The 21,664-nt window shown below is 44.2% G+C and carries 20 protein-coding genes and 5 tRNA genes; 12 read left to right on the top strand and 13 right to left on the bottom strand.

The genetic code is table 11. From position 1 onward, the window contains the following. Window positions 1-56 precede the first annotated feature (56 nt). Entirely contained in the window at window positions 57-830 is a 774-nt protein-coding gene (locus H0R92_RS03245) for a copper homeostasis protein CutC (protein WP_432961103.1), read from the bottom strand. A gap of 30 nt (window positions 831-860) precedes the next feature. Between H0R92_RS03245 and H0R92_RS03240 the strand changes: the two genes are divergently transcribed. The 6 genes from H0R92_RS03240 to H0R92_RS03215 are packed head-to-tail and all read left to right on the top strand — an operon-like array spanning window position 861 to window position 4,988. Further along, window positions 861-1,850: an ROK family protein gene (locus tag H0R92_RS03240; protein WP_432961101.1), complete on the top strand. Its 990-nt coding sequence runs from the start codon at window positions 861-863 to the stop codon at window positions 1,848-1,850. Further along, on the top strand, window positions 1,847-2,947 hold the full coding sequence (locus H0R92_RS03235; RefSeq protein ID WP_432961099.1) for an endo alpha-1,4 polygalactosaminidase: 1,101 nt from the start codon (window positions 1,847-1,849) through the stop codon (window positions 2,945-2,947). The genes H0R92_RS03240 and H0R92_RS03235 overlap by 4 nt, the downstream gene beginning before the upstream one ends. Next, on the top strand, window positions 2,944-3,402 hold the full coding sequence (locus tag H0R92_RS03230) for a hypothetical protein (protein ID WP_432961097.1): 459 nt from the start codon (window positions 2,944-2,946) through the stop codon (window positions 3,400-3,402). Before H0R92_RS03235 ends, H0R92_RS03230 begins: the two co-directional genes overlap by 4 nt. A 55-nt stretch (window positions 3,403-3,457) precedes the next feature. After that, a complete protein-coding gene (locus H0R92_RS03225) occupies window positions 3,458-3,775 on the top strand; it encodes a BrnT family toxin (RefSeq protein ID WP_432961095.1) in 318 nt (105 codons plus the stop codon). After that, window positions 3,753-4,010, top strand: coding sequence for a BrnA antitoxin family protein (locus tag H0R92_RS03220; RefSeq protein WP_432961093.1), 258 nt, complete (start codon window positions 3,753-3,755; stop codon window positions 4,008-4,010). Before H0R92_RS03225 ends, H0R92_RS03220 begins: the two co-directional genes overlap by 23 nt. 15 nt (window positions 4,011-4,025) lie before the next feature. Then, complete coding sequence (locus H0R92_RS03215; protein WP_432961091.1) at window positions 4,026-4,988, top strand: hypothetical protein; 963 nt, start codon at window positions 4,026-4,028, stop codon at window positions 4,986-4,988. Between the two features lie 154 nt (window positions 4,989-5,142). Here the strand turns inward: H0R92_RS03215 and relB are convergent, their stop codons facing one another. From relB to H0R92_RS03195, 4 genes are all read right to left on the bottom strand, one after another. Continuing rightward, a complete protein-coding gene (gene relB / locus H0R92_RS03210; protein ID WP_432961089.1) occupies window positions 5,143-5,412 on the bottom strand; it encodes a type II toxin-antitoxin system RelB family antitoxin in 270 nt (89 codons plus the stop codon). A gap of 35 nt (window positions 5,413-5,447) precedes the next feature. Further along, window positions 5,448-7,202, bottom strand: coding sequence for a 6-hydroxymethylpterin diphosphokinase MptE-like protein (locus tag H0R92_RS03205; protein ID WP_432961087.1), 1,755 nt, complete (start codon window positions 7,200-7,202; stop codon window positions 5,448-5,450). Window positions 7,203-7,208: 6 nt separating this feature from the next. Continuing rightward, window positions 7,209-8,687, bottom strand: coding sequence for a peptidylprolyl isomerase (locus H0R92_RS03200; RefSeq protein ID WP_432961085.1), 1,479 nt, complete (start codon window positions 8,685-8,687; stop codon window positions 7,209-7,211). 187 nt (window positions 8,688-8,874) lie between these two features. Beyond that, window positions 8,875-10,047, bottom strand: a complete 1,173-nt coding sequence (locus H0R92_RS03195) for a DEAD/DEAH box helicase (RefSeq protein ID WP_432961083.1) — start codon at window positions 10,045-10,047, stop codon at window positions 8,875-8,877. 46 nt (window positions 10,048-10,093) lie between these two features. Between H0R92_RS03195 and H0R92_RS03190 the strand changes: the two genes are divergently transcribed. Next, complete coding sequence (locus H0R92_RS03190; protein WP_432961081.1) at window positions 10,094-11,209, top strand: glycosyltransferase family 4 protein; 1,116 nt, start codon at window positions 10,094-10,096, stop codon at window positions 11,207-11,209. 55 nt (window positions 11,210-11,264) lie between these two features. Here H0R92_RS03190 and clpX read toward each other — a convergent pair whose 3' ends face one another. From clpX to H0R92_RS03165, 5 genes are all read right to left on the bottom strand, one after another. Further along, window positions 11,265-12,524 (bottom strand): ATP-dependent protease ATP-binding subunit ClpX, encoded by a 1,260-nt coding sequence (gene clpX, locus H0R92_RS03185; protein ID WP_432961079.1) that lies wholly within the window; start codon window positions 12,522-12,524, stop codon window positions 11,265-11,267. Further along, on the bottom strand, window positions 12,517-13,128 hold the full coding sequence (clpP, locus tag H0R92_RS03180; protein ID WP_432961077.1) for an ATP-dependent Clp endopeptidase proteolytic subunit ClpP: 612 nt from the start codon (window positions 13,126-13,128) through the stop codon (window positions 12,517-12,519). Before clpP ends, clpX begins: the two co-directional genes overlap by 8 nt. A gap of 20 nt (window positions 13,129-13,148) precedes the next feature. After that, a complete protein-coding gene (gene tig, locus H0R92_RS03175; RefSeq protein WP_432961075.1) occupies window positions 13,149-14,513 on the bottom strand; it encodes a trigger factor in 1,365 nt (454 codons plus the stop codon). Between the two features lie 129 nt (window positions 14,514-14,642). Next, window positions 14,643-14,714 (bottom strand) — tRNA-Gly (locus H0R92_RS03170). A gap of 37 nt (window positions 14,715-14,751) precedes the next feature. Beyond that, window positions 14,752-14,832, bottom strand: a tRNA-Leu gene (locus tag H0R92_RS03165). 169 nt (window positions 14,833-15,001) lie between these two features. Between H0R92_RS03165 and H0R92_RS03160 the strand changes: the two genes are divergently transcribed. The 4 genes from H0R92_RS03160 to H0R92_RS03145 all read left to right on the top strand — a co-directional run bounded on the left by H0R92_RS03160 (window position 15,002) and on the right by H0R92_RS03145 (window position 20,568). Further along, window positions 15,002-16,021, top strand: a complete 1,020-nt coding sequence (locus H0R92_RS03160; RefSeq protein WP_432961073.1) for a 2-keto-3-deoxygluconate permease — start codon at window positions 15,002-15,004, stop codon at window positions 16,019-16,021. 177 nt (window positions 16,022-16,198) lie between these two features. Continuing rightward, window positions 16,199-17,470 (top strand): nickel-dependent lactate racemase, encoded by a 1,272-nt coding sequence (gene larA / locus H0R92_RS03155; protein ID WP_432961071.1) that lies wholly within the window; start codon window positions 16,199-16,201, stop codon window positions 17,468-17,470. Between the two features lie 64 nt (window positions 17,471-17,534). Next, window positions 17,535-18,446 (top strand): NUDIX domain-containing protein, encoded by a 912-nt coding sequence (locus H0R92_RS03150; RefSeq protein ID WP_432961069.1) that lies wholly within the window; start codon window positions 17,535-17,537, stop codon window positions 18,444-18,446. Between the two features lie 214 nt (window positions 18,447-18,660). Beyond that, on the top strand, window positions 18,661-20,568 hold the full coding sequence (locus H0R92_RS03145) for a flavocytochrome c (RefSeq protein ID WP_432961067.1): 1,908 nt from the start codon (window positions 18,661-18,663) through the stop codon (window positions 20,566-20,568). 212 nt (window positions 20,569-20,780) lie between these two features. On the opposite strand, the gene H0R92_RS03140 is transcribed toward H0R92_RS03145, so the two are convergent. The 3 genes from H0R92_RS03140 to H0R92_RS03130 all read right to left on the bottom strand — a co-directional run bounded on the left by H0R92_RS03140 (window position 20,781) and on the right by H0R92_RS03130 (window position 21,076). Then, window positions 20,781-20,853: transfer RNA gene (locus H0R92_RS03140), tRNA-Lys, on the bottom strand. 56 nt (window positions 20,854-20,909) lie between these two features. Next, window positions 20,910-20,983: transfer RNA gene (locus H0R92_RS03135), tRNA-Arg, on the bottom strand. Between the two features lie 21 nt (window positions 20,984-21,004). Beyond that, window positions 21,005-21,076, bottom strand: a tRNA-His gene (locus tag H0R92_RS03130). A 225-nt stretch (window positions 21,077-21,301) separates the two neighbouring features. Here H0R92_RS03130 and H0R92_RS03125 point away from each other — a divergent pair. After that, window positions 21,302-21,664 (top strand): HigA family addiction module antitoxin, encoded by a 363-nt coding sequence (locus H0R92_RS03125; protein ID WP_432961065.1) that lies wholly within the window; start codon window positions 21,302-21,304, stop codon window positions 21,662-21,664.

Here is a 21,664-nt window from a genome sequence, read left to right as displayed (position 1 = left end):
AAAAGTCGGTTTTGAGCCGCCCGTATATAAACGTTGCCCCTATACGAACTCAAACCTTATATAAGGTCGAATTGCTCTCGTGCGCTTCGAATAACCTTTTCGTCGGCAGCCCATATTTCATATTCGCTGAAACTGTCTGTCGACATACTGACTTTCGGATTTTTCCACTGCATGGGGCTTTGTACGATTTTTTTACCCGAAAGATGAAAAAATCGTACCGCCGCTTCCCGTGCAAGCGGAACGATGAGTTCGGGCTTTAAGCCGCCGCCTGCCATTATGACGGGTTCCCCTGCTTTTCGCTGTGCGTTTAACTGCGCTAAAAGGGTGCGTCCTTCATAGCAGCTTGCACTTTGCCCCGATGTTAAAATCGTATCGAAACCGAGTTTTGCGGCACTGCGGTATGCGTCAAAGGGATCTTTACACATATCGAAGGCGCGGTGCAGGGTTAAAGAAAGAGTGCCCCTTGGGGCGGCGGCGATGAGGCTTGCGGTTGCTTCGGTATCAAGGCTTCCGTCGGTTTTTAAGCAGCCGATGACAATACCGTCGGCTCCCGCATCGCGGCACAGCCTTATATCGCGCACCATCGCTTTAAGTTCCGTACTGCTGTAGCAAAAATCGCCGAAACGCGGCCGTATAAGCACGTTTACGGGAATCGAAACGGCTTTTTTTACCTCTTCTACAAGACCGATTGTCGGCGTTGTACCGCCGATAATCAAATTGGCGCATAGTTCTATGCGCAAAGCTCCCGCTTTTTCCGCCGTAAGGGCGCTTTCGGCCGAATCGGCGCATACTTCAAGTATTTTTGAAGGTATTTTTTTGTTGATTGACATAGAAGCGATTATAGCACATTATAGTAAGATATGGAATATTATTTGGGAATAGATTTGGGCGGAACGATGATTAAAACAGCCGTCCTCGATGCCGGCTACAAGGTGATTGCTTCCGTAGAGCGGCGCACCCTTTTGCCCCGCGATTGGAAAAAAATCCTTGACGACTGCGCCGCATCGGTAGAGGATGTGTTAAAAACGCTTCCCGGCCTTTCGCCGAAAAGCTTTTCGCGTGTAGGAATCGGAACCCCCGGTATTGTAAACGTTAAAACGGGAACGGTCGAAACGGCGGCAAATTTGGGCTTTTACGGCGTTCCGATTAAAGATTATTTGGAAAAAAAACTTTCGCTTCCCGTACTTGTCGAAAACGATGCAAACGCCGCCGCATGGGGCGAATTTATTGCGGGCATGGGAAAGGAAACGCCTCCCGAAAAGCTCGGCATACAGTGCTACACCGATTTGGTGTCTATTACGATAGGGACGGGCATCGGCTCGGGCATTATTATAAACGGCGAGATTTTCCGCGGCGCTAACGGTTTGGCGGGGGAACTCGGTCACACCGTTATAGAACTTGACGGGCGCGACTGCCCCTGCGGAAGAAAGGGCTGCGTGAATATGTACGCTTCGGCAAGCGGCTTAAAGCAAACCACCCGCGATTTTATGCAAAAATACCCCGAAAGCGCCTTGTGGAGCGAAGCCGGCGGAAGCCTCGAAAACGTTTCGGGAAAAACCGCGTTCCGCGCTGCGGACAAGGGGGATAAAGCCGCCTGCGAAACTGTTGAGTATTATATAAAATCGCTTGCAGCCTGTGTCGTAAACGCCGTAAGCATTTTTCAGCCCCAGATTATCACGCTTTCAGGCGGCATAAGTAAAGAAGGTGAAAAACTGCTTGAGCCCCTTCGCCGCATCGCAGAAAAAGAATGTCTTCGCGGTCCGAATACGGCTTTACCCTCTATTTGCGCGGGAAAACTACAGGATAAGGCGGGCGTTGTAGGAGCGGCCCTGCTCGGTACATACAAATGAAAAAAGACCGAAAAGCCGCAGTTTTTATTTTAAAGCTTTTTGCCGGTGTTTTTATCTGTCTGCTTTTTTCCTGTGCGGCCCTGTCTCCCCGTGCGGCCGCGCGCTCGTATGCCGTTTCGGGTGAAAAGCCGGCTGTCGATTGGCGAAGCGAAATGCGGAACTTTGTTATCGCAATCGCTGAGGCGGCACACAAAACGAATCCCGGCTTTGAGCTCATTGTGCAAAACGCCCAGGAATTGATTACTTCGGACGGGCTGCCCGATTCTCCGGTGATGAGCGATTATCTTAACGCAATTGCGGGGACGGGAAGGGAAGACTTGTATTTCGGCTATACCGCCGACAATAAGCCCACCCCCGGCCCCGTTTCAAAGCGCTTAAAATCGCTGTGCGATATTTTTGTACAAAACGGCAAGGCGGTGCTGGTTGTCGATTATTGTACTTCGCCCGCTTTTATCGATTCTTCGTATAAACTCAATCGGCAAAACGGCTATATTTCTTTTGCGGCAAATAAGCGCGATTTAAGTTCAATACCGCCGCGCCCTGCCGAACCTTTTAATAAAAACGATGAAAGTATAGAACGTATTGCGCAGGCGAAAAACTTTTTGTATCTTATCAACCCCGAAAATTTTGCTTCAAAGGACGACTTTATCCGCTGTCTTGCGGCAACCGACTACGACGCCTTTGTAATCGATTTGTTTTTCGACGGTACGGCGCTTGAATCAAGCGATGTAAAAACGCTGCAGTATAAAAAATCCCGTGCGCGCCGAAAAGTTATCGCCTATATGAGCATAGGCGAAGCCGAATCCTACCGCTATTATTGGAAGGATGAATGGAACAAAGGGCTGCGGCAAAGCCGGCGGAATTCCGACCGTGTATCTGCGGAAAAATTTGACAGTGCCGCTCCCGAATGGCTGAAGGGTGAAAATCCCGCATGGAAGGAAAACTTTAAAGTCGATTACCGTGATTCCGAATGGCAGGATATTATTTACAAGGGCGACAACTCGTATTTGCAAAAAATACTTGATGCGGGCTTTGACGGTGTTTATCTGGATATAGTCGACGCCTTTGAATATTTTGAAAACGGGGAAAAAGAATGAAAAATACGGTACATAAAAATCTTTTCATGATTCCGAAAAATTATCTTCCGCTTATAGCGGGCATTGTGTGGGTTTTTGCCGGTTTTATGGTGTGCAAAACGGGCTTTCCGCTTTTGCTTTTTTTTACAATGCGCAGCCCCGTTTCGATTTTAGCCTTTATCGGCGTATTTTTATTTTTTTATTTGATGATTTTCCGCAAACTTGTGTATAAACACATCCGCCGTATCCGCGATATGAGCGATGAGCGCACCTGTTTTTGGCTTTTTTTCGATTTAAAGTCTTACACCATTATGATTGTCATGATGAGCTTCGGAATCGTTTCCCGCAAATTAAACCTTTTTCCGGCCGCCTTTATAGGCCCCTTTTATTCGGGGTTGGGCTTTGCACTTTTTTCATGCGGCGTGCGCTTTATTACCGCCTTTTCCAAAAAATACGTGCTCCAGTCGGAAAAGTAATTTTTAAACTTGCAGATAAGCGGATTAAGGTGTATGCTTTTATTGGCGGGTTACTATGGGAACCACAATTATAAGCGAAGATACTTTATTTGAGTGGGACAAGGAAAAAAATGAGAGTAATATAAAGAAGCACGGATTCGGTTTTGATGAAATAACCGAAATATTTAATGATCCGTATCTTCTGACCAGACAGGATGATACCCACTCTCACAATGAACAAAGATTTTATAGTATCGGTTGTTTAAACGGTATCCTTGTTATTGTGGTTTATTACACGGAACGAAATAACCGCATACGAATTATATCGGCACGAAAGGCTGAAAAAAAATTGCAGGAGGTATACTATGATTATGTCAAAAAAATTAACGGATAAAAGAATTAATGAAATAAAAAACAGCCCCATAGTATATGACGAAGATATTCCCGAATTTACCGATGAGCAGTTAAAAGAATTCAAGCCCGCTTTTCCGAGACCTCCTCTTTCTTCTCCTACAAAAAAAACAATATCAATAAAGATAGATACCGATATATTGGAAGCTTTAGAAGCGGAAGGAGAAATATATCAAACACGGATAAACAGTATTTTACGTCAAGCTCTTTTCGGATAATATTAAGAAGTCGGTATGGAAAAATTTCTTGTTATTATTCCCCTGCTGCTCTTTAGTTTTTTGTTTGCAGAAGATTTTTTTTACGCCGTTTCGGGTACTACTCTGTACCGTATTTCAAATGAACAGCATAGAAGATGTACCGTTACTGAAAAAATCCCTCTTTTTCCGGCAGAACATGGCTGGATTATAAATGCGCATATAGAAGGTCAAGATATATTTTTTACAGTCCGCGATACGGGTTTTGATTTTTGCACCTTTATGCGTTTCGATATACAATCACATTTATTGAAGGAAGTCTATACTCTTGGGTATGAGGAAGCCCGTATAGATGCGGTATATTTTCAAGACGGAAATTGGTATACATTGGAGTGTGGAAAAAAACAAGCGCAAAATTGTATTGTAAAGCGAAGCGGGCAAAATAAAGCCGTTCTTTCTTCGGTTTTCGTTCCCTGTTTGGATGTGTATACCGAACAGGGATACAAGGTTGTACAATTTGAAATCGATACGGATAACGGCGTTGCGTTTTTTTCGCTTGAAACGGGCAGTGATTTTTACGGTAAAAAGGATTATGTTCTTGCCGCTTCTTTAAAAAACGGGGAAGCGGTGTTTTTTGCCGAAGGCCGATATTTGTCTTTTTCGGCACATGAGCGAAAAATGTATTTTTCCCGCGAAAATGCTTTATATGTTTTCTCTTTTGACGGCACCGACAAGCCGGGAAAGGTGAGCGAAATAAAGACGCCTGCCCGAAAAAACGAGCGGATACTATTCTTTAAAAAAGCGGACGATGTATATGTGTGCGGTTTTCAAAAACGGAAAAAAAATACGGTTATGCACTTGCTTTTCGGCTACGGTTTTAATACGGCGGATGAATACCTTATCTGTTCCGAAACGGAGGGAACGCTGCAAAAAGAGCAAACGCTGATAAAAATCAAAAACGCTTTACCGTTGTTCGATATAAAACGTGTAACGGCACCGTAGCGCCATAATCCCGTTTTGTCCGCTGTCAAACCTTTACCGCGGCTTCGGGGATCGGCAAGTTTTTCAATTTCATGCAGATAGCTTGTTATCTTTCTTGAAATCGGTTTATCAAGCTTTGACAGTGTCTTTTTTGCTTGCTCCGAGAGTTGAACTTTCATAAACCCAATTCTTTTTCAACTTCTTCAAGACTGTATACTTTTTGCTTTCCCGTTTTGATTTCTTCCAACACCTGTTCTGCAAGATAGATGTCTTCAAGGTCTTCAAGGCTGTGTTCGACGGCTTGATTTATAAGAAGATTTCTGGAGAGGGAAGTACGTTTTGCAAGCGCATCTATTCTCGCCAATGTGCGGCGGGGAAAACATATTTCGGCCGTTTGTTCCTGCGTTTTTTTTGCAACCCTTTCGATTTGTACTGCTTCCGCCATACCATTCTCCTTTTATCATTGTACGTTATGACTTCTCATCCGTCAAGAGAAGCGAGAGAGGCTGCACCTTCCGTATCTTTTATAAATATGTCGATTTCGCTTCGGACACGGTTTAAAAAACTTTGCGATAAAGAGGGTCCGCGATGTCCGTCGGGAAAATGGATATATAAATAACTGCATTCTTCCAATAAGGCTTTTAAAGCTTCCGTACTCAGAGGCGATTCTCCGGTAAGGGCGGCGCGCAGTGTATAGAGGCGTTTTTTTTCTTCTATATAAAAAGCTTCAACGGAGGCTGCCCCGATTTCCGCCGGGCAATCCGCAGCGCGCTCCGGCAATCGGCCGGCCTCTCTTTCTATCAAACCGCCCGCTTCTTTTTCCGTTAAAAAAGGAAGGCCCGTCTTTGCTCCCGAAAGGGAGAGGTCGTAGATGTTCGCCGCATTTTTATAGCGGGCGGAAAAAAGCTCTGCGTAGGAGTGCAGGGCGGGATCACAGGCGAGATGCGTTCCGCCCTTTCCTTCTATAAAAAAAGCGCCGTCCCTAAAGGCCGAGGCGGGATTTCCTGCCGGCATAAGGCGGCCGGAACTTGCGTGTCCTTCTTTTTGTGAGGGGCTTTCTTTGCAATGGCTTACACCCGCAGGGTATGAAAAATCAAGGCCGCAGGTAAAAACGCTTGTGCCTTCGGCACGTAAAAAGAGGGCGGTTTCAACGGCCGCCAAGCCCACAGAACCTAGGGGCGGAAAAACCGGAAGTTCCGGCAGCGCTTTTTTTATGCGCTCCAAAAGGGGAAGTTTTGCATACTCCGAGATAAAAAAGGACAAACTGCCTTCCGTAATACGCAGATTTGCGCTTCTTGCGCACATGTCGGCTATAATCGGTATACCGCTTCGGCGCGCTCCTATAAGAGAACGCTGACTTATAACTTGACTTTCAACGGTAACAAGGGCATTCGGCCTTATGCCCTTGTCGTAAAGCGGACGGAATGCCGCGTCAACGGCTATGATATACAGTTTTTGCGCATAACGTTTTATAAAAGGAATCAGGGCATCCAAAGAGGGACCGGCTCCTGCGACCAGAATGGGGCGGTTTAGCGAAGCGGGAATTAAGGGAACCGAAGATGCCGAGCGGGCCGCTATGCGGGCCGCATTTTTTAAAACATTGCGGGAAAAAAGCCGTCCCAAGCGCACCAGGGTCATTCTGTTTTTCCAAAAAACGGCGATACTGTTTTGCGCATAAGAAAAAAGCGCTTTATAAAAATCCGCATACAGTGCGGCCGTACCCGAAGCTTCCAATACAAGTACCCGCCTAAAAAAGCCTATTGCGGGAAGAGGGCTTCCCGAATACCGGGGCGAAAAATCTTCTCCGTCCAAAAGACGCGCTATTTCCTCTTCCTTTTTAAAAAGGACGGCCGCATCCGGACATACCGCATCGGGACAGCTTATGCTTTTTTCGCCGCCTTTTTGCACGGGGCTGTGCTGCATAGGGGGATTCGGTGGGGAACTGTTTTGTTTTTGCTTAATATAAAAATCGTAAAGGACGGGATCGGTTTCCGCGCACAATATAAAACAGCCCGGAATGGCTTCCTTCTCTATTTTTTCGCGGATTAAATCGACTGTAAAAGGTAAAACGGGAGAAAGGCAAAGTACAAGGCTTTCAGGCAGTATTGTAAAAGTTTCGAGTGTCTTTTGCAGAGGTTTTTGCGGCTCGTAGCGCGAAAACAAATAGCGTCCGCGGTATAAAACGGAAACACCCTGACGGGCTTCAACCGTACAGGGTGTATCATTGCCGGACATCTAGTTTTAATTACCCATAAAATGCTTAAAAAACACATCAAATACATTGTTTTTTAAGTGCGGACTTGCCATAAAAAATGACTGTACTGCTGCCGCATCTGTTTGCGATGTGTAACGGGGATATATATATTGTAAAAGCTCCGATGAAACTTTTTCGTCGGTTTCAATGCTTTTGAGTTGAAGAACAACTATATTTTGTCCCAAAACCAAAGGTTCCGAGATTTCTTTTTCGGCCAAAGAAAAGGCGGTTGTCAAAAACTTTTCATTTGATTGGGCTTCGGCTAATTGAGGAATAATACCGAAAGCAATGGAACCGAGTAATTGCGTATTACCGTAGTTTATCGGGAATGGGGGAATTTCAGCCGTTTGTGCATTGTATGTAAGCGCCGCCTCGGTAAAACCCTGTACGGCAGCTTGTGCCGAAAAATCCTTTGCAATGTTTATAAAATATTCTTCTATAATACCCGCTTCATAAACCGTCATATAATTATATACGAGATTTGCCATTGAAGCGTCTGCAAAATCAGCGTTTTCAGCCGCTCCGGTACACATAAAAATCGACCACCCGCTTGACGTTTCGATAGCCCCGCTTATTCCGCCTTGTGCAAGGGCGGTAAGTTCTTTGAATGCATCTTCTGATTTGACGATGTTTTTGAGCTGGTAATGATATTTGTTGTTTAATGCACCCTTATCGTCGCTGTACTGTTTTGTCGAATATTCACTTAGCGCATCGGTAAACACCAGTTCATTGTTTTTAAGCCGGCTTGCAAGTTTTTTTGCTTCGCTTTCGGTTTCAAGGGTGATAACGGATAAATCATATTTTATAAACAGTTCGGGATTGTTTTTGCCGAAAGCGGCCGCTTCTTCTTTCGGATATTCCGCCGTAGAAAAAAATGCGGCGTCAAAAGAACGGGCGGCCTTATTCATGTCCGCAATGAACTGTATTTCGGCATTTGACGATTTAAGATTGCTTATATCGTCGGAATAACGGCTGTATACAAGCTGATTTTCCACTTGTTTTCTGATTTCAATTTTGCGGTTGTTCGGAGTGTCGCGGAAAATCTTTGCCGAGTACGTACCGCTGCTGTTGGAAAAATAAGGCAGCATTGCACGTTGTACAAGAGGTTCCGGCACAATATATCCGCTTTTTTTTACTTCATCGCTAATAGCAAGGGTCATAACCGTATCGCGGAATGCTTGGATAAAAATACTGAGCATATCCCCGTCCGCCGTATTTTGCAGATTTTCTCGGGACATGCGCTCTTTTTGCAGATTATCATAATAGGCAACCGCTTCCGTAAAATACGAACCCTGGACATATTCGATTTTTTTACCCTTATATGAACCCAGCGGCGGCAATTTTTCTTGAGCACCGGGAAGCATTGCGGGAATTACTATAAAAGATACCGCCGCTAAAATAAGTATAATTACGGAACCTATATAGAGAAGCGTTTTAGTAATAGGTTTATGACCTTCTTTTTTCATATAAAATCCTTGTTTATAAGTAAAAATGATATATTCAACAATTTTATCACGGAGGGCAATCTCTGTCAATGTACTGTATCCGTACTTACTGATAAGACAAAGAAAACATAAAACTGTACTGTTTTTTTATGAGCTGCCGCATCTTTGCCGCTACATTTGCCCGCATTTTGATTTTATCGCCGCTTACTCAACAGTCGTCGGCGGATACAACTTTTCCTTCATATAAATCTTTAGGGTATATGATAAGGCCGAATTTTTTTTCAAATTGTGCAAGCAAATGCAAATCGCTTTCATCGCCTATAACAACGTTTATACCCGTATTTCCCGATCTTCCCGTGCGTCCTGCGCGGTGTACAAAAAAATCGGGATTTTCGGACAAACCCATTTGGATAACATGCGTGATTCCCTTAATGTCCAATCCGCGCGCCGCAAGGTCGCTGGTGACAAGGACTTTGCACGAACCGCTTTTGAATTTATCTAAAGCTTGTTTGCGCTTTATTTTATCCGTGCGGGCATGAAGTGCAAAGCAATCGACATGTTTAAACGAAAGATATTCGGCCGTATGTTCGGTTTGTTCGGCATTTATACAAAATATAAGAGCTTTTTCCGGATTTTCGGCGGCTAAAAACCGTCTGAGCGTATCGTTTTTATCACGGTTTTCCGTATAAAATGCCCAGTGAGTTATTTGTTCTGTTAATATGTTTTCTTTGGGCAGGATGCGTATTTGTGTTCTTTTTCCTTCAGCTATTCCGGTTTCTTCCAACAATTCGGTTAAACGGCTTTGTATGTGCAGCGGAAGGGTTGCCGAACATGCGCAAAACTGTACGTGTGCGGGCAAACTTTCCAATAAAACGGTGCTTTCGTCGCTCATTTCTTTTGACAAAAGCCTGTCGGCTTCATCGAATACAACGGCTTCCACTTGTGCCGTTTTTATTTTTTTAAGACGGATAAGTTCCAGCAAACGGTTCGGAGAACCTATAACGGCAAAGGGTTTTTCTTTTAAGCCTTCAATTTGCCGTTTTAGAGGCGAGCCTCCGAAGCACAGCAGTGTTTTTCCGCCTTCGGGTATAAAATAATTCAATTCGGCTTTTATTTGAGACGCCAATTCTTTTGTCGGAGCTGCGATAAGCAGCTTTGTTTGCCGCAAAGTTTCATCGGTATCGTCAGCGTCAAAACACAAACGTTGAATCAAGGGCAGTAAATAGGCAAGGGTTTTTCCCGTTCCCGTTTCCGATTCGAAAAGGCAGTTAACGCCCTCGTATATTAAGGGTATAACATCTTTTTGTACGGGGGTCGGTACGGTAATTGCTTTTTCGTTTAATTTTTCCGCTATACGTATATCAAAAGAAGATCGTTCCATAAAAAAAAGTATAGCACACATACCGAATCTATGCTATAATATAACGATGAATATAGGAATAGACGTATTCGGCTGCGATCACGGTCGATCGGGGGCAGGTTCATATGTACTTTCGTTGGTTAAAAATCTGCCTTTGGATAAAAACTGTACCTATGATTTATTCGGGCCGGAAATCGACCGCTATACCTTTGATCCGGGCGACGGGCGTTGTTCGTACAGCGGAATACAAATTCCCGACAGTTTAATGGCCGAAAGATTGTGGCACATATTTTATTTGAAGCGGTTTGCCGCGAAAAAAAAATACGATGCCGTGCTTTTTCCTGCCGGATCGAAAATAATACATTGGATGCCTAAACTGCCGTCGGTTGTTGTTATTCACGATATACTTTCGGAAACGTTCAAATCTTCAAACGATACATTGGCTTTAAAATTGCTCGGCTATTCTTTGCGTTCGGCTTCAAAAATTATTGCCGTCAGCCAATACATACGAAAAGATCTTGCCGCTATAAATATACGGCCTGAAAAAATAGAAGTTATTTATGACGGTATAGATCACAGTATGTTTTATCAGCGTCCCCTTATAGATTCGGACATGGTAAACATTCAGCCCTTTGCGATTAAAAAACCCTACATTATTTACGCATCGCGGTTGTCAAAACCGGAAAAAAAACATATTGAATTGATCCGCGCTTTTTCGCTTTTTAAGAAAAAAACCGGCTTTCCGCACCGCTTGGTTTTAGCCGGAAGCGAAGACCCCTATGCCGAAAGCATTCATCGTGAAGCGGCCGCTTCCGAGTTTGCCTGTGATATTTTTATAACCGGTTATTTTCCGCACAAGGATTTTCCCGAACTCTATTCGGGTTCGGAAGCGTGTATTTTCCCTTCGGTCGGGGAAGGGGTAGGCTTGCCGCTGATAGAAGCTATGGCTTCGGGTGTCCCTGTTGCCTGTGCCAAAGCCGGTTCGCTGCCTGAAATTGCCGGCGACTGCGCCCTGTATTTTAATCCGGACGATATTGAAGACTGCGCTTCGGCAATAGAAGCGGTGCTTACCGATACGAAATTACGCGAGCGGCTTATAAAAAACGGCCTTGAATGGGTTAAGCGTTTTTCATGGGAAAAAACGGCCGAAAAAACAATAGAGCTTTTACAATCTCTGCGCTAAAACGGCCGCATATGGCGGAACTGTTTTAAAAATCGTTTAGTTTTTCACCGGTTAACTATGCGGTTTTTTGTTCGCCGATAAGGCTGATAGCCGGATTATGTTTTTTATGCACCATATCCTGTGTAATAAGCAGTTTTTTTGCGCCGCTTATAGAAGGAGCTTCATACATACTGTCCAAAAGCAGTTTTTCTACGATTGAACGAAGCCCTCGTGCGCCGGTTTTTTGACTGCATGCAAGATCGGCTATCGCATTAATAGCCTCTGAGGTAAATTCAAGTTCTACATTGTCCAGCGCAAAAGAAGCTTGAAACTGCTTTGTTATTGCGTTGCGCGGCTCTGTTAAAATTCGTACCAAATCTTCACGGGTCAGCTCTTTAAGAGCGACATTGACGGGAAATCTTCCGATTAATTCCGGAATAAGACCGAATTTTACCAAATCGTCGGGATTGGTTTGATTTAAAAGTTCACAGCGCTGTTCGTCGGAAAAAGCATCGACGTCGGCCCCGAAGCCCATCGTATGCTGGTGTATGCGCGCTTCAACGATTTTTTCAAGCCCGACAAAGGCGCCGCCGCAAATAAAAAGTATATTTGTCGTATCTATATCGATAAGCTCCTGGTTCGGGTGCTTGCGGCCCCCTTGCGGCGGAACGCTTGCCCGGGTGCCTTCGATAATTTTTAACAAAGCTTGCTGTACGCCTTCGCCCGACACGTCGCGCGTAATCGAAACGTTTTCCGAGCGGCGCGATATTTTATCGATTTCGTCGATAAAGATAATACCGCGTTCGGCGGCCGCAATATTGCCGTTTGCCGCATTTATAAGCTTTAAAAGGACGTTTTCAACGTCTTCGCCGACATAGCCGGCCTCGGTTAAAGTTGTTGCGTCCGCAATCGCAAAAGGAACTTTAAGCTTTTGCGCCAATGTTTTTGCCAAAAGGGTTTTTCCCGAACCGGTCGGCCCCATAAGCAAAATATTGGATTTTTCGATTTGTATATCGTCGTTTGAACGGTCGGTTCGTGTAGGCAGCGACATTCTTTTATAGTGGTTATAAACGGCAACCGATAAAGCTTTTTTTGCATAATCCTGGCCGACTACATACTGATCCAAATACTCTTTAAATTCTTTCGGCGTGGGAACTTCACTTAATTGAATCGGCTGCGGGGTTGTTTTTTCCTCATCGAGAACCGTTTGACATACCGCAATACACTGATCGCAGATAAAAATATCGTTCGGTCCGGCTATTAACCGCCGTGTTGCCGCTGCCGGCTTTCCGCAAAAAGAACATGATTGAGAAAAACCGTTTTTGAACTTAGCCATTATTTTTTCTCCTTGCCGCCATAACACTGTCGATAATACCGTAATCGAGGGCTTCCTGAGCGCTCATATAAAAATCGCGTTCCATATCTTCGGCAACCTTATCGGCTTTTTTACCCGTGTGAAAGGCGAAATAATCGATACTCAGTTTTTTTAAACGCACGATTTCTTTTGCTTGAATTGCTATATCCGAAGCTTGTCCCTGCGCGCCTCCCCAGGGCTGATGAATCATAATCCGCGATGAGGGAAGGGCAAAACGCTTGCCCTTTGTTCCGCCTGCCAATAAGATAGCTCCCATGCTTGCCGCTTGTCCTAAGCAAATGGTTTGAATATCGCTTTTAACGTACTGCATAGTATCATAGACGGCAAGGCCCGCGGTTACCGAGCCTCCGGGACTGTTTATATACATACTGATATCTTTGTCCGGGTTTTCCGATTCCAAAAAGAGAATTTGGGCGACCACAAGGTCGGCCGTCAAATCGGTAATTTCGCCGTCAACAAAAATAATACGGTCTTTTAAAAGACGGGAATAAATATCATACCAATGTTCGCTGTTGCCCGTTCGTTCAATAACGTGAGGAAGAAAACCGCTCATTTTTTCGTTCATATCGAGTCCTTAGTAGGAAATTATTTTTTGAACAAATCCGCAAACGCCGTTTTTTCACCTTTGGTGATTTTTACCTCGGCAAATAATTGCGCATACAGTTTTTGTTCTTTCATATCATCTATAAGATACTCTTTTTTCGACGCATCCGCATAGTGTTTTTTTACTTCTTCAACGGAAATATTCGCTCCGCCGGCTATTTTTTCGTATTCGGCTTCAAGATCTTCGGGGGTAACCGTGATATTGCGTTCCTTTAAAAGACTTTCGACAATCAAGCGGCTTTTAAGCATTTTTTCCGAATCGCCGGCCCACTGTTTAAGCATTTCTTCCTTGGTCTGCCCTGAAGCCGCAACAAGCTTTTCAAGCTGTTCGGGGCTTGTTTGAAAACGCTGAGCCATCATATGCCAGCGCGCTTCGATTTCCGCATCGAGCATGGACTTGGGAAGGGTAATCGGATTTTTTTCAACCAATTGTTCGAGCAGGGAATTTGCTTTAATTTCGCGCAGGCGGTTTTCGAGGGCCGTTTCAAGATTTTTTGTTATATCGGCTTTCATATCCGCAAGGGTTTTGTATTTTTCGTTTACGTCCTGCGCCAATTCGTCGTCCAAATCGGGGAGGTTTCGCAGTTTAAGGGCTTTAAGCGTTACACCGATTTTTTTTGTTTTACCGGCAAGCTCTGTGTCTTCAAAATCCTTGTCCCATGATTTGGTCAGGGTTTTGGTATCGCCCTTTTTCATGCCGATTATATCGTCGTCGAATTTGTAGATATTTTGGCCGCTTCCGATTGTAAAGACAAAATCTTCGCGTTTTGTGTTATCAAGCATTTTACCGTCGCCGTCGCATTCCCAATAATCAACCGTCGCAATATCGTCTTTTGCTGCTGCGTCGCCGTCTTTTTTGTCGATAACCATCGCATTGCGCTCGCGGATTGCTTCAAGTTCTTCGTTCAATTCCGCCTCTCCGATTTTTACCTGCGGCTCTTTTATTGTAACGCTGTCGATATGGGATACCTTTACTTCGGGCATAATGTCGTAGGTAACGGAAAATACCAAATCGCTTGCCGTGTCCAATTTCGGAACTTCATCCATTTTCGGCTGAGCGTAGGGCAGGGGGCGATTGGGTTTGTCGTTTTTGTCGATATCGTCGAAAATTTCTTCCAACGCTTTTTCGATTATGTCGGCGGCGGCATCCGCTTTAAGGGCTTCGCCGAATTTGCGTTCCAAAACCGATACGGGGGCTTTTCCTTTGCGGAAGCCCGGAATCTGAATTGTCTTTGCATATTTATTGATAATTTGCGTGTAGTTTTCCTGTACTTCTTTTTGAGGAATTGTTACGGTCAGTTTTACCGACGAGTTTTCAAGTTTTTCGATTTTTTTTGTAGTATTCACAACGGTTCCTTTGCCCGGCTTTTGCCGGAACCCAATAAGATAAAGAGCCTCTTTAAAAACTGAGGTTTTAGAAGTTCCCTGAGGTAAAAAAAAAGCGATTCAGATTTCTCCGAACCGCCTTTCGCTTCGAGCGGGAAACGGGAGTCGGACCCGCGACATCCACCTTGGCAAGGTGGCGCTCTACCACTGAGCTATTCCCGCAAGTAAAACAAGCGTTTCGCACGGTCAAAAACGACTATGCGAGAGAAGGGACTTGAACCCTTATGCCTAGGGCACCGGAACCTAAATCCGGCGTGTCTGCCAATTTCACCACTCTCGCCCTTTAGCAAGCAGAAATCCCAACCTTGCGAACGTTCATTAATATAACAAAGCCCGTTAAAAAAGTCAAGCGGTCGGAGAAAAATTATGTTTTTCTTGACAGATTTATATATGATGATATAATCTATTCTTACAATAAGTATTTCTGACCCGCAATTATGGAGGTAGGTATGAAACTCGGTCAGGTCAAGATTCTTGACACTATTAACAAGGTGCCCGGCGGTTTGATGGTTATCCCGTTGATTCTCGGTGTCGTTGTAAACACATTGTTTCCGGAGTTTTTAAAGATCGGGAGCTTTACTACGGCCCTTTTTAAAAACGGTGCAAGTGCTCTTATTGCCGTACTATTTTTGTGTTCGGGAGCGCAAATTCAATTTAAGAGTGCCGGACAAGCTCTTTATAAGGGAATAGTGCTTAACACAAGCAAAGTGTTGTTCGGCGTATCGCTCGGTGTTATCTTAGCTAAAATCGGCGGCCCCGGTGCGGTTTTTTTGGGAATGACGCCGCTCGGTCTTATCGGCTGTATGTCAAACTCCAACGGCGGTTTATATACTGCCCTTGCCACAAAATACGGCGATAAAACGGATGTGGGTGCTATTGCGGTAATATCCTCGAATGACGGACCCTTTTACGAAATGTGCTTTATGGGGCTTGCCGGTGTTGCAACCATTCCTTTAAAAGCTTTGTTTGCATGCATTTTCCCCATTATTGTGGGTATGATTCTCGGAAATCTTGACGATAAAATGCGCGATTTCCTTAAGCCCGGTATGCTTATTTCCATCTTTTTATTTGCCTTTCCGCTCGGTGCGGGTATGAATTTCAATACCCTTGTAACGGCAGGTTTGCCCGGTATCGGCGTCGGATTGCTTACGGTTGTATGGACGGGATTGACATCATATTTCGTTTACAGATTGTTGATTAGAAAAAAGAACCGCAGAAGCTGTGCCGTCGGTGCTGCAGTCGGTACCTCGGCAGGAAATTCCGTAGCGACACCCGCCGCTATAGCCGCTATCGATCCGACATGGGCTCCTTATGCCGCTGCTGCAACCGCTCAGTGTGCCGCCTCCGTTATAGTAACGGCTATAGTTACGCCCTTTGTCGTTAACGCATTGTATAAATATGAAGAGAAAAAGGGTCTTATCAATTACGATGTGCCTCTTGCTTCGGAAGAAGAAACGGCACATGCTTAAGACATAGCCGTAAAGGTTATACACATCAGTGCATTTCCTGTAAAAAAGCGGTGCCCGAAGACAGTAAAGCTTTTGCGGCACCCTTTTTTATGTAACCATAGTTAAAGCCGGTGTTTGGGGTAAAACGGCAGAAGCCGCAAAAACAACGGATTTTATTTTAATTTTTAGGATGATATTATGGAATTATCATTTCCCTACGGAAAAGAGTTTTTAAAAATCAACATTAATGATGAAAGAATCAAAGGAATCCTTGTTTCCAATCTTCATCATTATAAAACGGATAAAACACAAGATGAACTTGTTGTCGAAGCTTTGAAAAACCCGATAGGTACTCAAAGGCTTTCGGAGCTTGCAAAAGGTAAAAATAAAGTAGTTCTCATTGCCAGCGACCATACGCGCCCCGTTCCGAGCAAAGCGATTGTACCGCATATGCTTGCGGAAATCCGTAAAGGAAATCCCGATGCCGATATTACGATTCTTATTTCAACCGGATGTCATAGAGAAACCACAAAAGAAGAATTGGTTAGTAAGTTCGGCGAAGAAATTTGTAAAAACGAAAAAATTATCATACATGATTGCGATAAGTCGCCTTTGGTGCATATCGGTACGCTTCCCAGCGGAGGCGATTGTATATTAAACCGTCTTGCAATCGATGCAGACCTTTTAGTTGCAGAAGGTTTTATCGAACCGCACTTTTTTGCAGGTTTTTCAGGCGGCCGCAAAAGCGTTCTTCCCGGTATTGCAAGCCGTACAACGGTTCTTGCAAATCACTGTTCGGAATTTATTGCCGATTCGCATTCGCGTACCGGTATTCTTGAAAACAATCCGATTCATAACGATATGATGTGGGCGGCAGCTCATGCAAAACTTGCATTTATCGTTAATGTTATCATTAATGAAAAAAAAGAAGCCATTTATGCGGTCGCCGGCGATTTTAAAGAAGCGCATAAAGCCGGTTGCGATTTTCTTTCTTCACTTTGTAAAGTAGATGCCAAACCCGCCGATATCGTTATTTCCACAAACGGCGGCTACCCGCTTGACCAAAACATATATCAAGCCGTTAAGGGAATGACTGCCGCCGAAGCGACGGTTAAAAAAGGCGGCGTTATCATTATGCTTGCAAAGTCGAATGACGGGCACGGCGGAGAAGGCTTTTATCATCAGATGGCGGATGAGCCGGATATTCAAAAAACACTCGACCTTTTTATGAGCCGCGGAAGAAATGAAACGCAGTCCGACCAATGGCAAACGCAAATATTTATCCGTATTTTACAGCGTGCTCAAGTTATCTATGTTTCGGATGCCGACGACCAACTGATACGGGATTTACATATGATTCCCGCCCATAGTTTGGACGAAGCTATGAAAACTGCCGAAAAAATATGCGGAAATCCCGATGCTGCGGTAACCGCAATCCCCGACGGTGTTTCGGTAATGGTTATTGAATAACAGTATTTGAGGGCTGCCCGAAGCGGTTTTGCGGCAGCCCTTTGCTTTTATAAAAAAAATACATATGGAAAAAATACTTTCTTTTATAATCGATAATTATATTTTTTTATTTGTCGCTTTTGCTCTTGTTTATTTTAATCAGCTAAAAAAGGGCGGTATATGCCGCAAAAAAAGAAAAGCCGTACTGATAATGTTTGCCTGTGCGTTTTTATACTGGCTGTTTTTATACGTGATTGTAAACAAAAATTATAACCCGTATTTTTCTTTTGTCGGCTTGGCAATACTTGCCGTTTTCGTATTTGTGTTTCGTGCTGTGATGTGGCCGTTCAGCCGCTTATGCCGAAAATGCGGCAAAGAACTTTCGATTACACAGATTTTAACCGTTGATGAAAATACATGCGACGACTGTTTTTTTTCGGATCATCCCGACTTGCTTGTAAAACCGGAAGAAAAGGTCGATGAAAAACTCGACGATCTATGGACCGATTGGCGGCCGGATAAAACGTTTGTATTGTGCTTTGTTTTAAATAATAAAAATCAAGTTTTGCTTGTTGAGCGCAAATATAAAGAAAAGGGGTCGGGAAAGGTTTCCGGCCCTATATCTTTGTTACAAGAGCAGGAAAATGCCGTTGAAGTGTGTAAAAAAAGCGTATATACGGAAACGGGATTATCGGTTGAGCAGCCGAGTTATCAGGGGCGTTTAAACTTTTCGATGCCCGGAAAAAATTTTCGTTGCCATATATATGTGACATCCAAATATACGGGCTGCATAAAGGAAACCGAATTAAACCGCCCCTTTTGGGCAAGTGTAAAACGACTGCCGTTTTTAAAAATGTCGGTTGATTATAGGGTATGGCTTCCTATTGCAATCGATAAAGGTTTTTTTGATTATTACGGAACCTGCGATGAAAAAGGCTATGTGGTAAAAGATAGGCTTTACAGAAAAAATCCCGCAGAAGAAACGGAAGACCTGTAAATTGTTATAACGCAAAACTTCTCTTGACTGCAAGACTTATAGTGATTACACTATAAGAACTGTCGGTTAAATCTCGATTTTTAATCAACATAGTTCTACTTGCAAATTAAGCAGAATAATAAATCTTTTATTATGTACATTTTGAACGCGTCGCGCCCATATTGTATGTCGTCGGTTTATGACGGTTTCTGCTAAAAACTTTATAGGAGTTTTTATGAAAGGGATGAAGAGATTTGCAGCTTTTCTATGTGTAACGGCAATTTTTGTAATTGCCGGTTGTTCCGCAAAACAAAACAGTGCGGGGAACATCAGCGGTGTGTTTAACGGCACGGGGCAGGGTGTTCACGGTGACGTTAAGGTAGCGGTTACCTTAAAAAACGGTAAAATTACGGATGTTTCCGTTGTTTCTCACAATGAAACGCCGAATATTTCCGATGCCGCAATTCAAAATATACCCAAAAGTATTGTCAAACATCAAAGTTTGGCCGTCGATACGGTATCCGGTGCGACCGTTACAAGCAAGGCAATTTTAACCGCCGCCGAAGCAGCTTTAACCGAATCCGGAGCGAATGTTGCGGTTTTTAAAAATGCGGTAAAAAAATCTGCAGCGAAAAAAAAGGCGGTAACAAAAAAAGCGGATGTAGTTATTGTCGGAGCAGGCGGTGCCGGTCTTGCCGCAGCGGTGAGTGCAAAACAAGCGGGCGCTTCGGTCATTGTTGTTGAAAAAATGCCCTCGGTCGGCGGTTCAACGATTATTTCGGGCGGTCAATATAACGCCTTCGACCCCGGACGCCAGCAAAAAATTCAGCTTAGAAAGGGTAATTTGGATGCCGTCAACCGCTTTATCAATACCGAGCCTGCAAACGATTTGCATAAAGAACTTATCGAAAAAGTAAAAGCTCAGTTAAAAGAATACAAAGACAATAAAGCGACCTACACCTTTGACTCTGCCGAGTTCCACGCACTGCAAGCCTTTGAAGGCGGCGATAGGGTAGGAAACCTCGAATTGATTTATCAGCTTACAAAGGGCGCTCAAGAATCTATCGGCTGGCTGGAAAGTATCGGTGTTGAAGTTCAGGAATTTGTGGGAATGGTAACCGGTTCTTTGTGGCCCAGAACGCACCAATTCGAAAAACCGCTTATGACCGGCCCCATTGAAGCTTATATGGCATATTTGAACAGTGCAAAAGACTGCGAGATTTTGTTAAGCACAAAGGCCGACGAATTGATTATAAAAGACGGAAAGGTTACGGGAGTAAAAGCATCTTCGGCTGCCGACGACTATACCCTTTTTGCCCAAAAAGGTGTCGTACTTGCAACTGGAGGGTTTGCACGGAATTCCGAATTGATTGCAAAATACGATATTCACTGGGGCGGCTTGGACGGCCTCGGTTCGACAAACCACATGGGTGCGACCGGTGACGGCATTATTATGGCTCAAGCTGCCGGAGCAAACCTTGTCGGAATGGAATGGATTCAACTTTTACCGGTCGGCAATCCGGAAACCGGCGGAATGTCCGGCAATATATCGATTAATGCCGCGAACCAATTGTTTATAAATCTTGAAGGAAAAAGATTTATAGCCGAAGACGAACGCCGCGACAATCTTACCCGTGCATTATTGGCGCAGCCCGAAAAGAAGATGTTTATCCTTCACGATGCGCATGAATATACATCCGGCGACGTTAAAAACGATTTTAACGAAACGATAGACGAACTTGTTGCAAAAGGACTTGTTGTTAAAGCCGACACGATAAGCGGCTTGGCCGAAAAGATGGGAGTCAATCCCGACAATTTGGTACAATCGGTAGAAGAATATAATAAAGCTGTTGACGGAAAAATAAAAGATCCGCTTAACAAAAAGGTAATGGATAAAAGGTTCGATAAAGCACCGTTTTATGCCGGAATCCGCGTTCCGACAATACACCATACAATGGGCGGTGTTGCAATTGATAAGGATGCACGCGTGCTTGATACAAACGGCAAAGCGATTCCCGGCTTATATGCTGCCGGAGAAGTAACCGGAGGCATACACGGTTCGAACCGCTTGGGCGGCAATGCACTGCCCGATACGGTTGTGTTCGGTAAACTTGCCGGAGCTTCAGCGGCCGCTGCAAAGTAAAAAAATCGCTCTAAAATTTGTAAAATATCGGAGGTGCCTTAAAAGCGCGTACTTTTTCGGCACCTCTTTTTTTATGTACGCTCGACATCAAGGGACAATCGCGTTCAAAAACAGCAAGCCCGGTATAAAGGGCAATCGGCAGCCGCCGATTTAAAAATAAAAAAACCGAAACTGTTTGTAAGGATATTTCCTTTTTACAGTTTCGGTCTTTTTGAGCCATGCCGGCTTCGAACCAGCGACCCACAGATTAAGAGTCTGTTGCTCTACCAACTGAGCTAATGGCCCGTAATAATCCGTTTTTTACTTTACCCCGAACGTTTACACGTTGCGAATATTTACGCTGCGTCCGACACGGTTCGAACGTGCGACCTACGGATTCGAAGTCCGTTGCTCTATCCGGCTGAGCTACGAACGCATAAAACAGATAATCTGTTCGGGTGCCTGAAGGGATTTGAACCCTCGACAACCAGATCCACAATCTGGCGCTCTACCCCTGAACTACAGGCACCGTGACCGCAGCGGGTTGAATTATTCCGCCCGATACGCCGTTCAGTATATCAAAAAAGTCTTGCCTTAGTCAAGCGTCCGTTTTTTGATTTTTTACGGAATTTTCCGGTTCGTATATAGGTATTTTCTCGTGTATTTCGACAAATTTCAGTGATATAAAATAAATTTGACAATACTCCTGTCTTGCAGTATTATTGTTCCGTGATCAAATCATTTAACGATGCCTATGAACTCGAAATTGTCGATTATCATTGATGATAAATTACCGAATATTCACCCCGGAGAAATATTATCGGAAGAATTTTTAAAGCCGATGAATATTTCCGCCTATAGGCTGGCAAAGGCTATACGTATTCCTCAAACAAGAATATCGGATATTATACACGGAAAAAGGAGAATAACGGCCGATACGGCATTGCGCTTTGCAGCCTTTTTCGGAACAAGTACCCGATTTTGGCTCGGTTTGCAAAATGCCTACGATGTAGAAGAAGAAATAAAAAAACAGGCTGATGAATTACAAAAAATAGAAAGCTTACATGTACCGGAACCCGTGTCTGTCGAAACGGTTCCAAAGGTTCCGGCCTATTAA

Source organism: Treponema sp. OMZ 840, from assembly GCF_050937815.1.
Taxonomy (GTDB): domain Bacteria; phylum Spirochaetota; class Spirochaetia; order Treponematales; family Treponemataceae; genus Treponema_C.
Note: the sequence above shows the minus strand (reverse complement) of the source record. Positions and strands in the feature narration are given on the sequence as shown.

What these genes read in the sequence shown, in the direction of transcription:
- H0R92_RS03230 (WP_432961097.1), top strand. Translation starts at nt 2,944, where the DNA reads ATGAAAAATACGGTACATAAAAATCTTTTCATGATTCCGAAAAATTAT.
- H0R92_RS03150 (WP_432961069.1), top strand. Translation starts at nt 17,535, where the DNA reads ATGGAAAAAATACTTTCTTTTATAATCGATAATTATATTTTTTTATTT.
- clpP (WP_432961077.1), bottom strand. Translation starts at nt 13,128, where the DNA reads ATGAACGAAAAAATGAGCGGTTTTCTTCCTCACGTTATTGAACGAACG.
- clpX (WP_432961079.1), bottom strand. Translation starts at nt 12,524, where the DNA reads ATGGCTAAGTTCAAAAACGGTTTTTCTCAATCATGTTCTTTTTGCGGA.
- H0R92_RS03125 (WP_432961065.1), top strand. Translation starts at nt 21,302, where the DNA reads ATGAACTCGAAATTGTCGATTATCATTGATGATAAATTACCGAATATT.
- relB (WP_432961089.1), bottom strand. Translation starts at nt 5,412, where the DNA reads ATGGCGGAAGCAGTACAAATCGAAAGGGTTGCAAAAAAAACGCAGGAA.
- larA (WP_432961071.1), top strand. Translation starts at nt 16,199, where the DNA reads ATGGAATTATCATTTCCCTACGGAAAAGAGTTTTTAAAAATCAACATT.
- H0R92_RS03235 (WP_432961099.1), top strand. Translation starts at nt 1,847, where the DNA reads ATGAAAAAAGACCGAAAAGCCGCAGTTTTTATTTTAAAGCTTTTTGCC.
- H0R92_RS03200 (WP_432961085.1), bottom strand. Translation starts at nt 8,687, where the DNA reads ATGAAAAAAGAAGGTCATAAACCTATTACTAAAACGCTTCTCTATATA.
- H0R92_RS03195 (WP_432961083.1), bottom strand. Translation starts at nt 10,047, where the DNA reads ATGGAACGATCTTCTTTTGATATACGTATAGCGGAAAAATTAAACGAA.
- H0R92_RS03145 (WP_432961067.1), top strand. Translation starts at nt 18,661, where the DNA reads ATGAAAGGGATGAAGAGATTTGCAGCTTTTCTATGTGTAACGGCAATT.
- H0R92_RS03225 (WP_432961095.1), top strand. Translation starts at nt 3,458, where the DNA reads ATGGGAACCACAATTATAAGCGAAGATACTTTATTTGAGTGGGACAAG.
- H0R92_RS03215 (WP_432961091.1), top strand. Translation starts at nt 4,026, where the DNA reads ATGGAAAAATTTCTTGTTATTATTCCCCTGCTGCTCTTTAGTTTTTTG.
- H0R92_RS03205 (WP_432961087.1), bottom strand. Translation starts at nt 7,202, where the DNA reads ATGTCCGGCAATGATACACCCTGTACGGTTGAAGCCCGTCAGGGTGTT.
- H0R92_RS03190 (WP_432961081.1), top strand. Translation starts at nt 10,094, where the DNA reads ATGAATATAGGAATAGACGTATTCGGCTGCGATCACGGTCGATCGGGG.
- H0R92_RS03245 (WP_432961103.1), bottom strand. Translation starts at nt 830, where the DNA reads ATGTCAATCAACAAAAAAATACCTTCAAAAATACTTGAAGTATGCGCC.
- H0R92_RS03240 (WP_432961101.1), top strand. Translation starts at nt 861, where the DNA reads ATGGAATATTATTTGGGAATAGATTTGGGCGGAACGATGATTAAAACA.
- H0R92_RS03220 (WP_432961093.1), top strand. Translation starts at nt 3,753, where the DNA reads ATGTCAAAAAAATTAACGGATAAAAGAATTAATGAAATAAAAAACAGC.
- H0R92_RS03160 (WP_432961073.1), top strand. Translation starts at nt 15,002, where the DNA reads ATGAAACTCGGTCAGGTCAAGATTCTTGACACTATTAACAAGGTGCCC.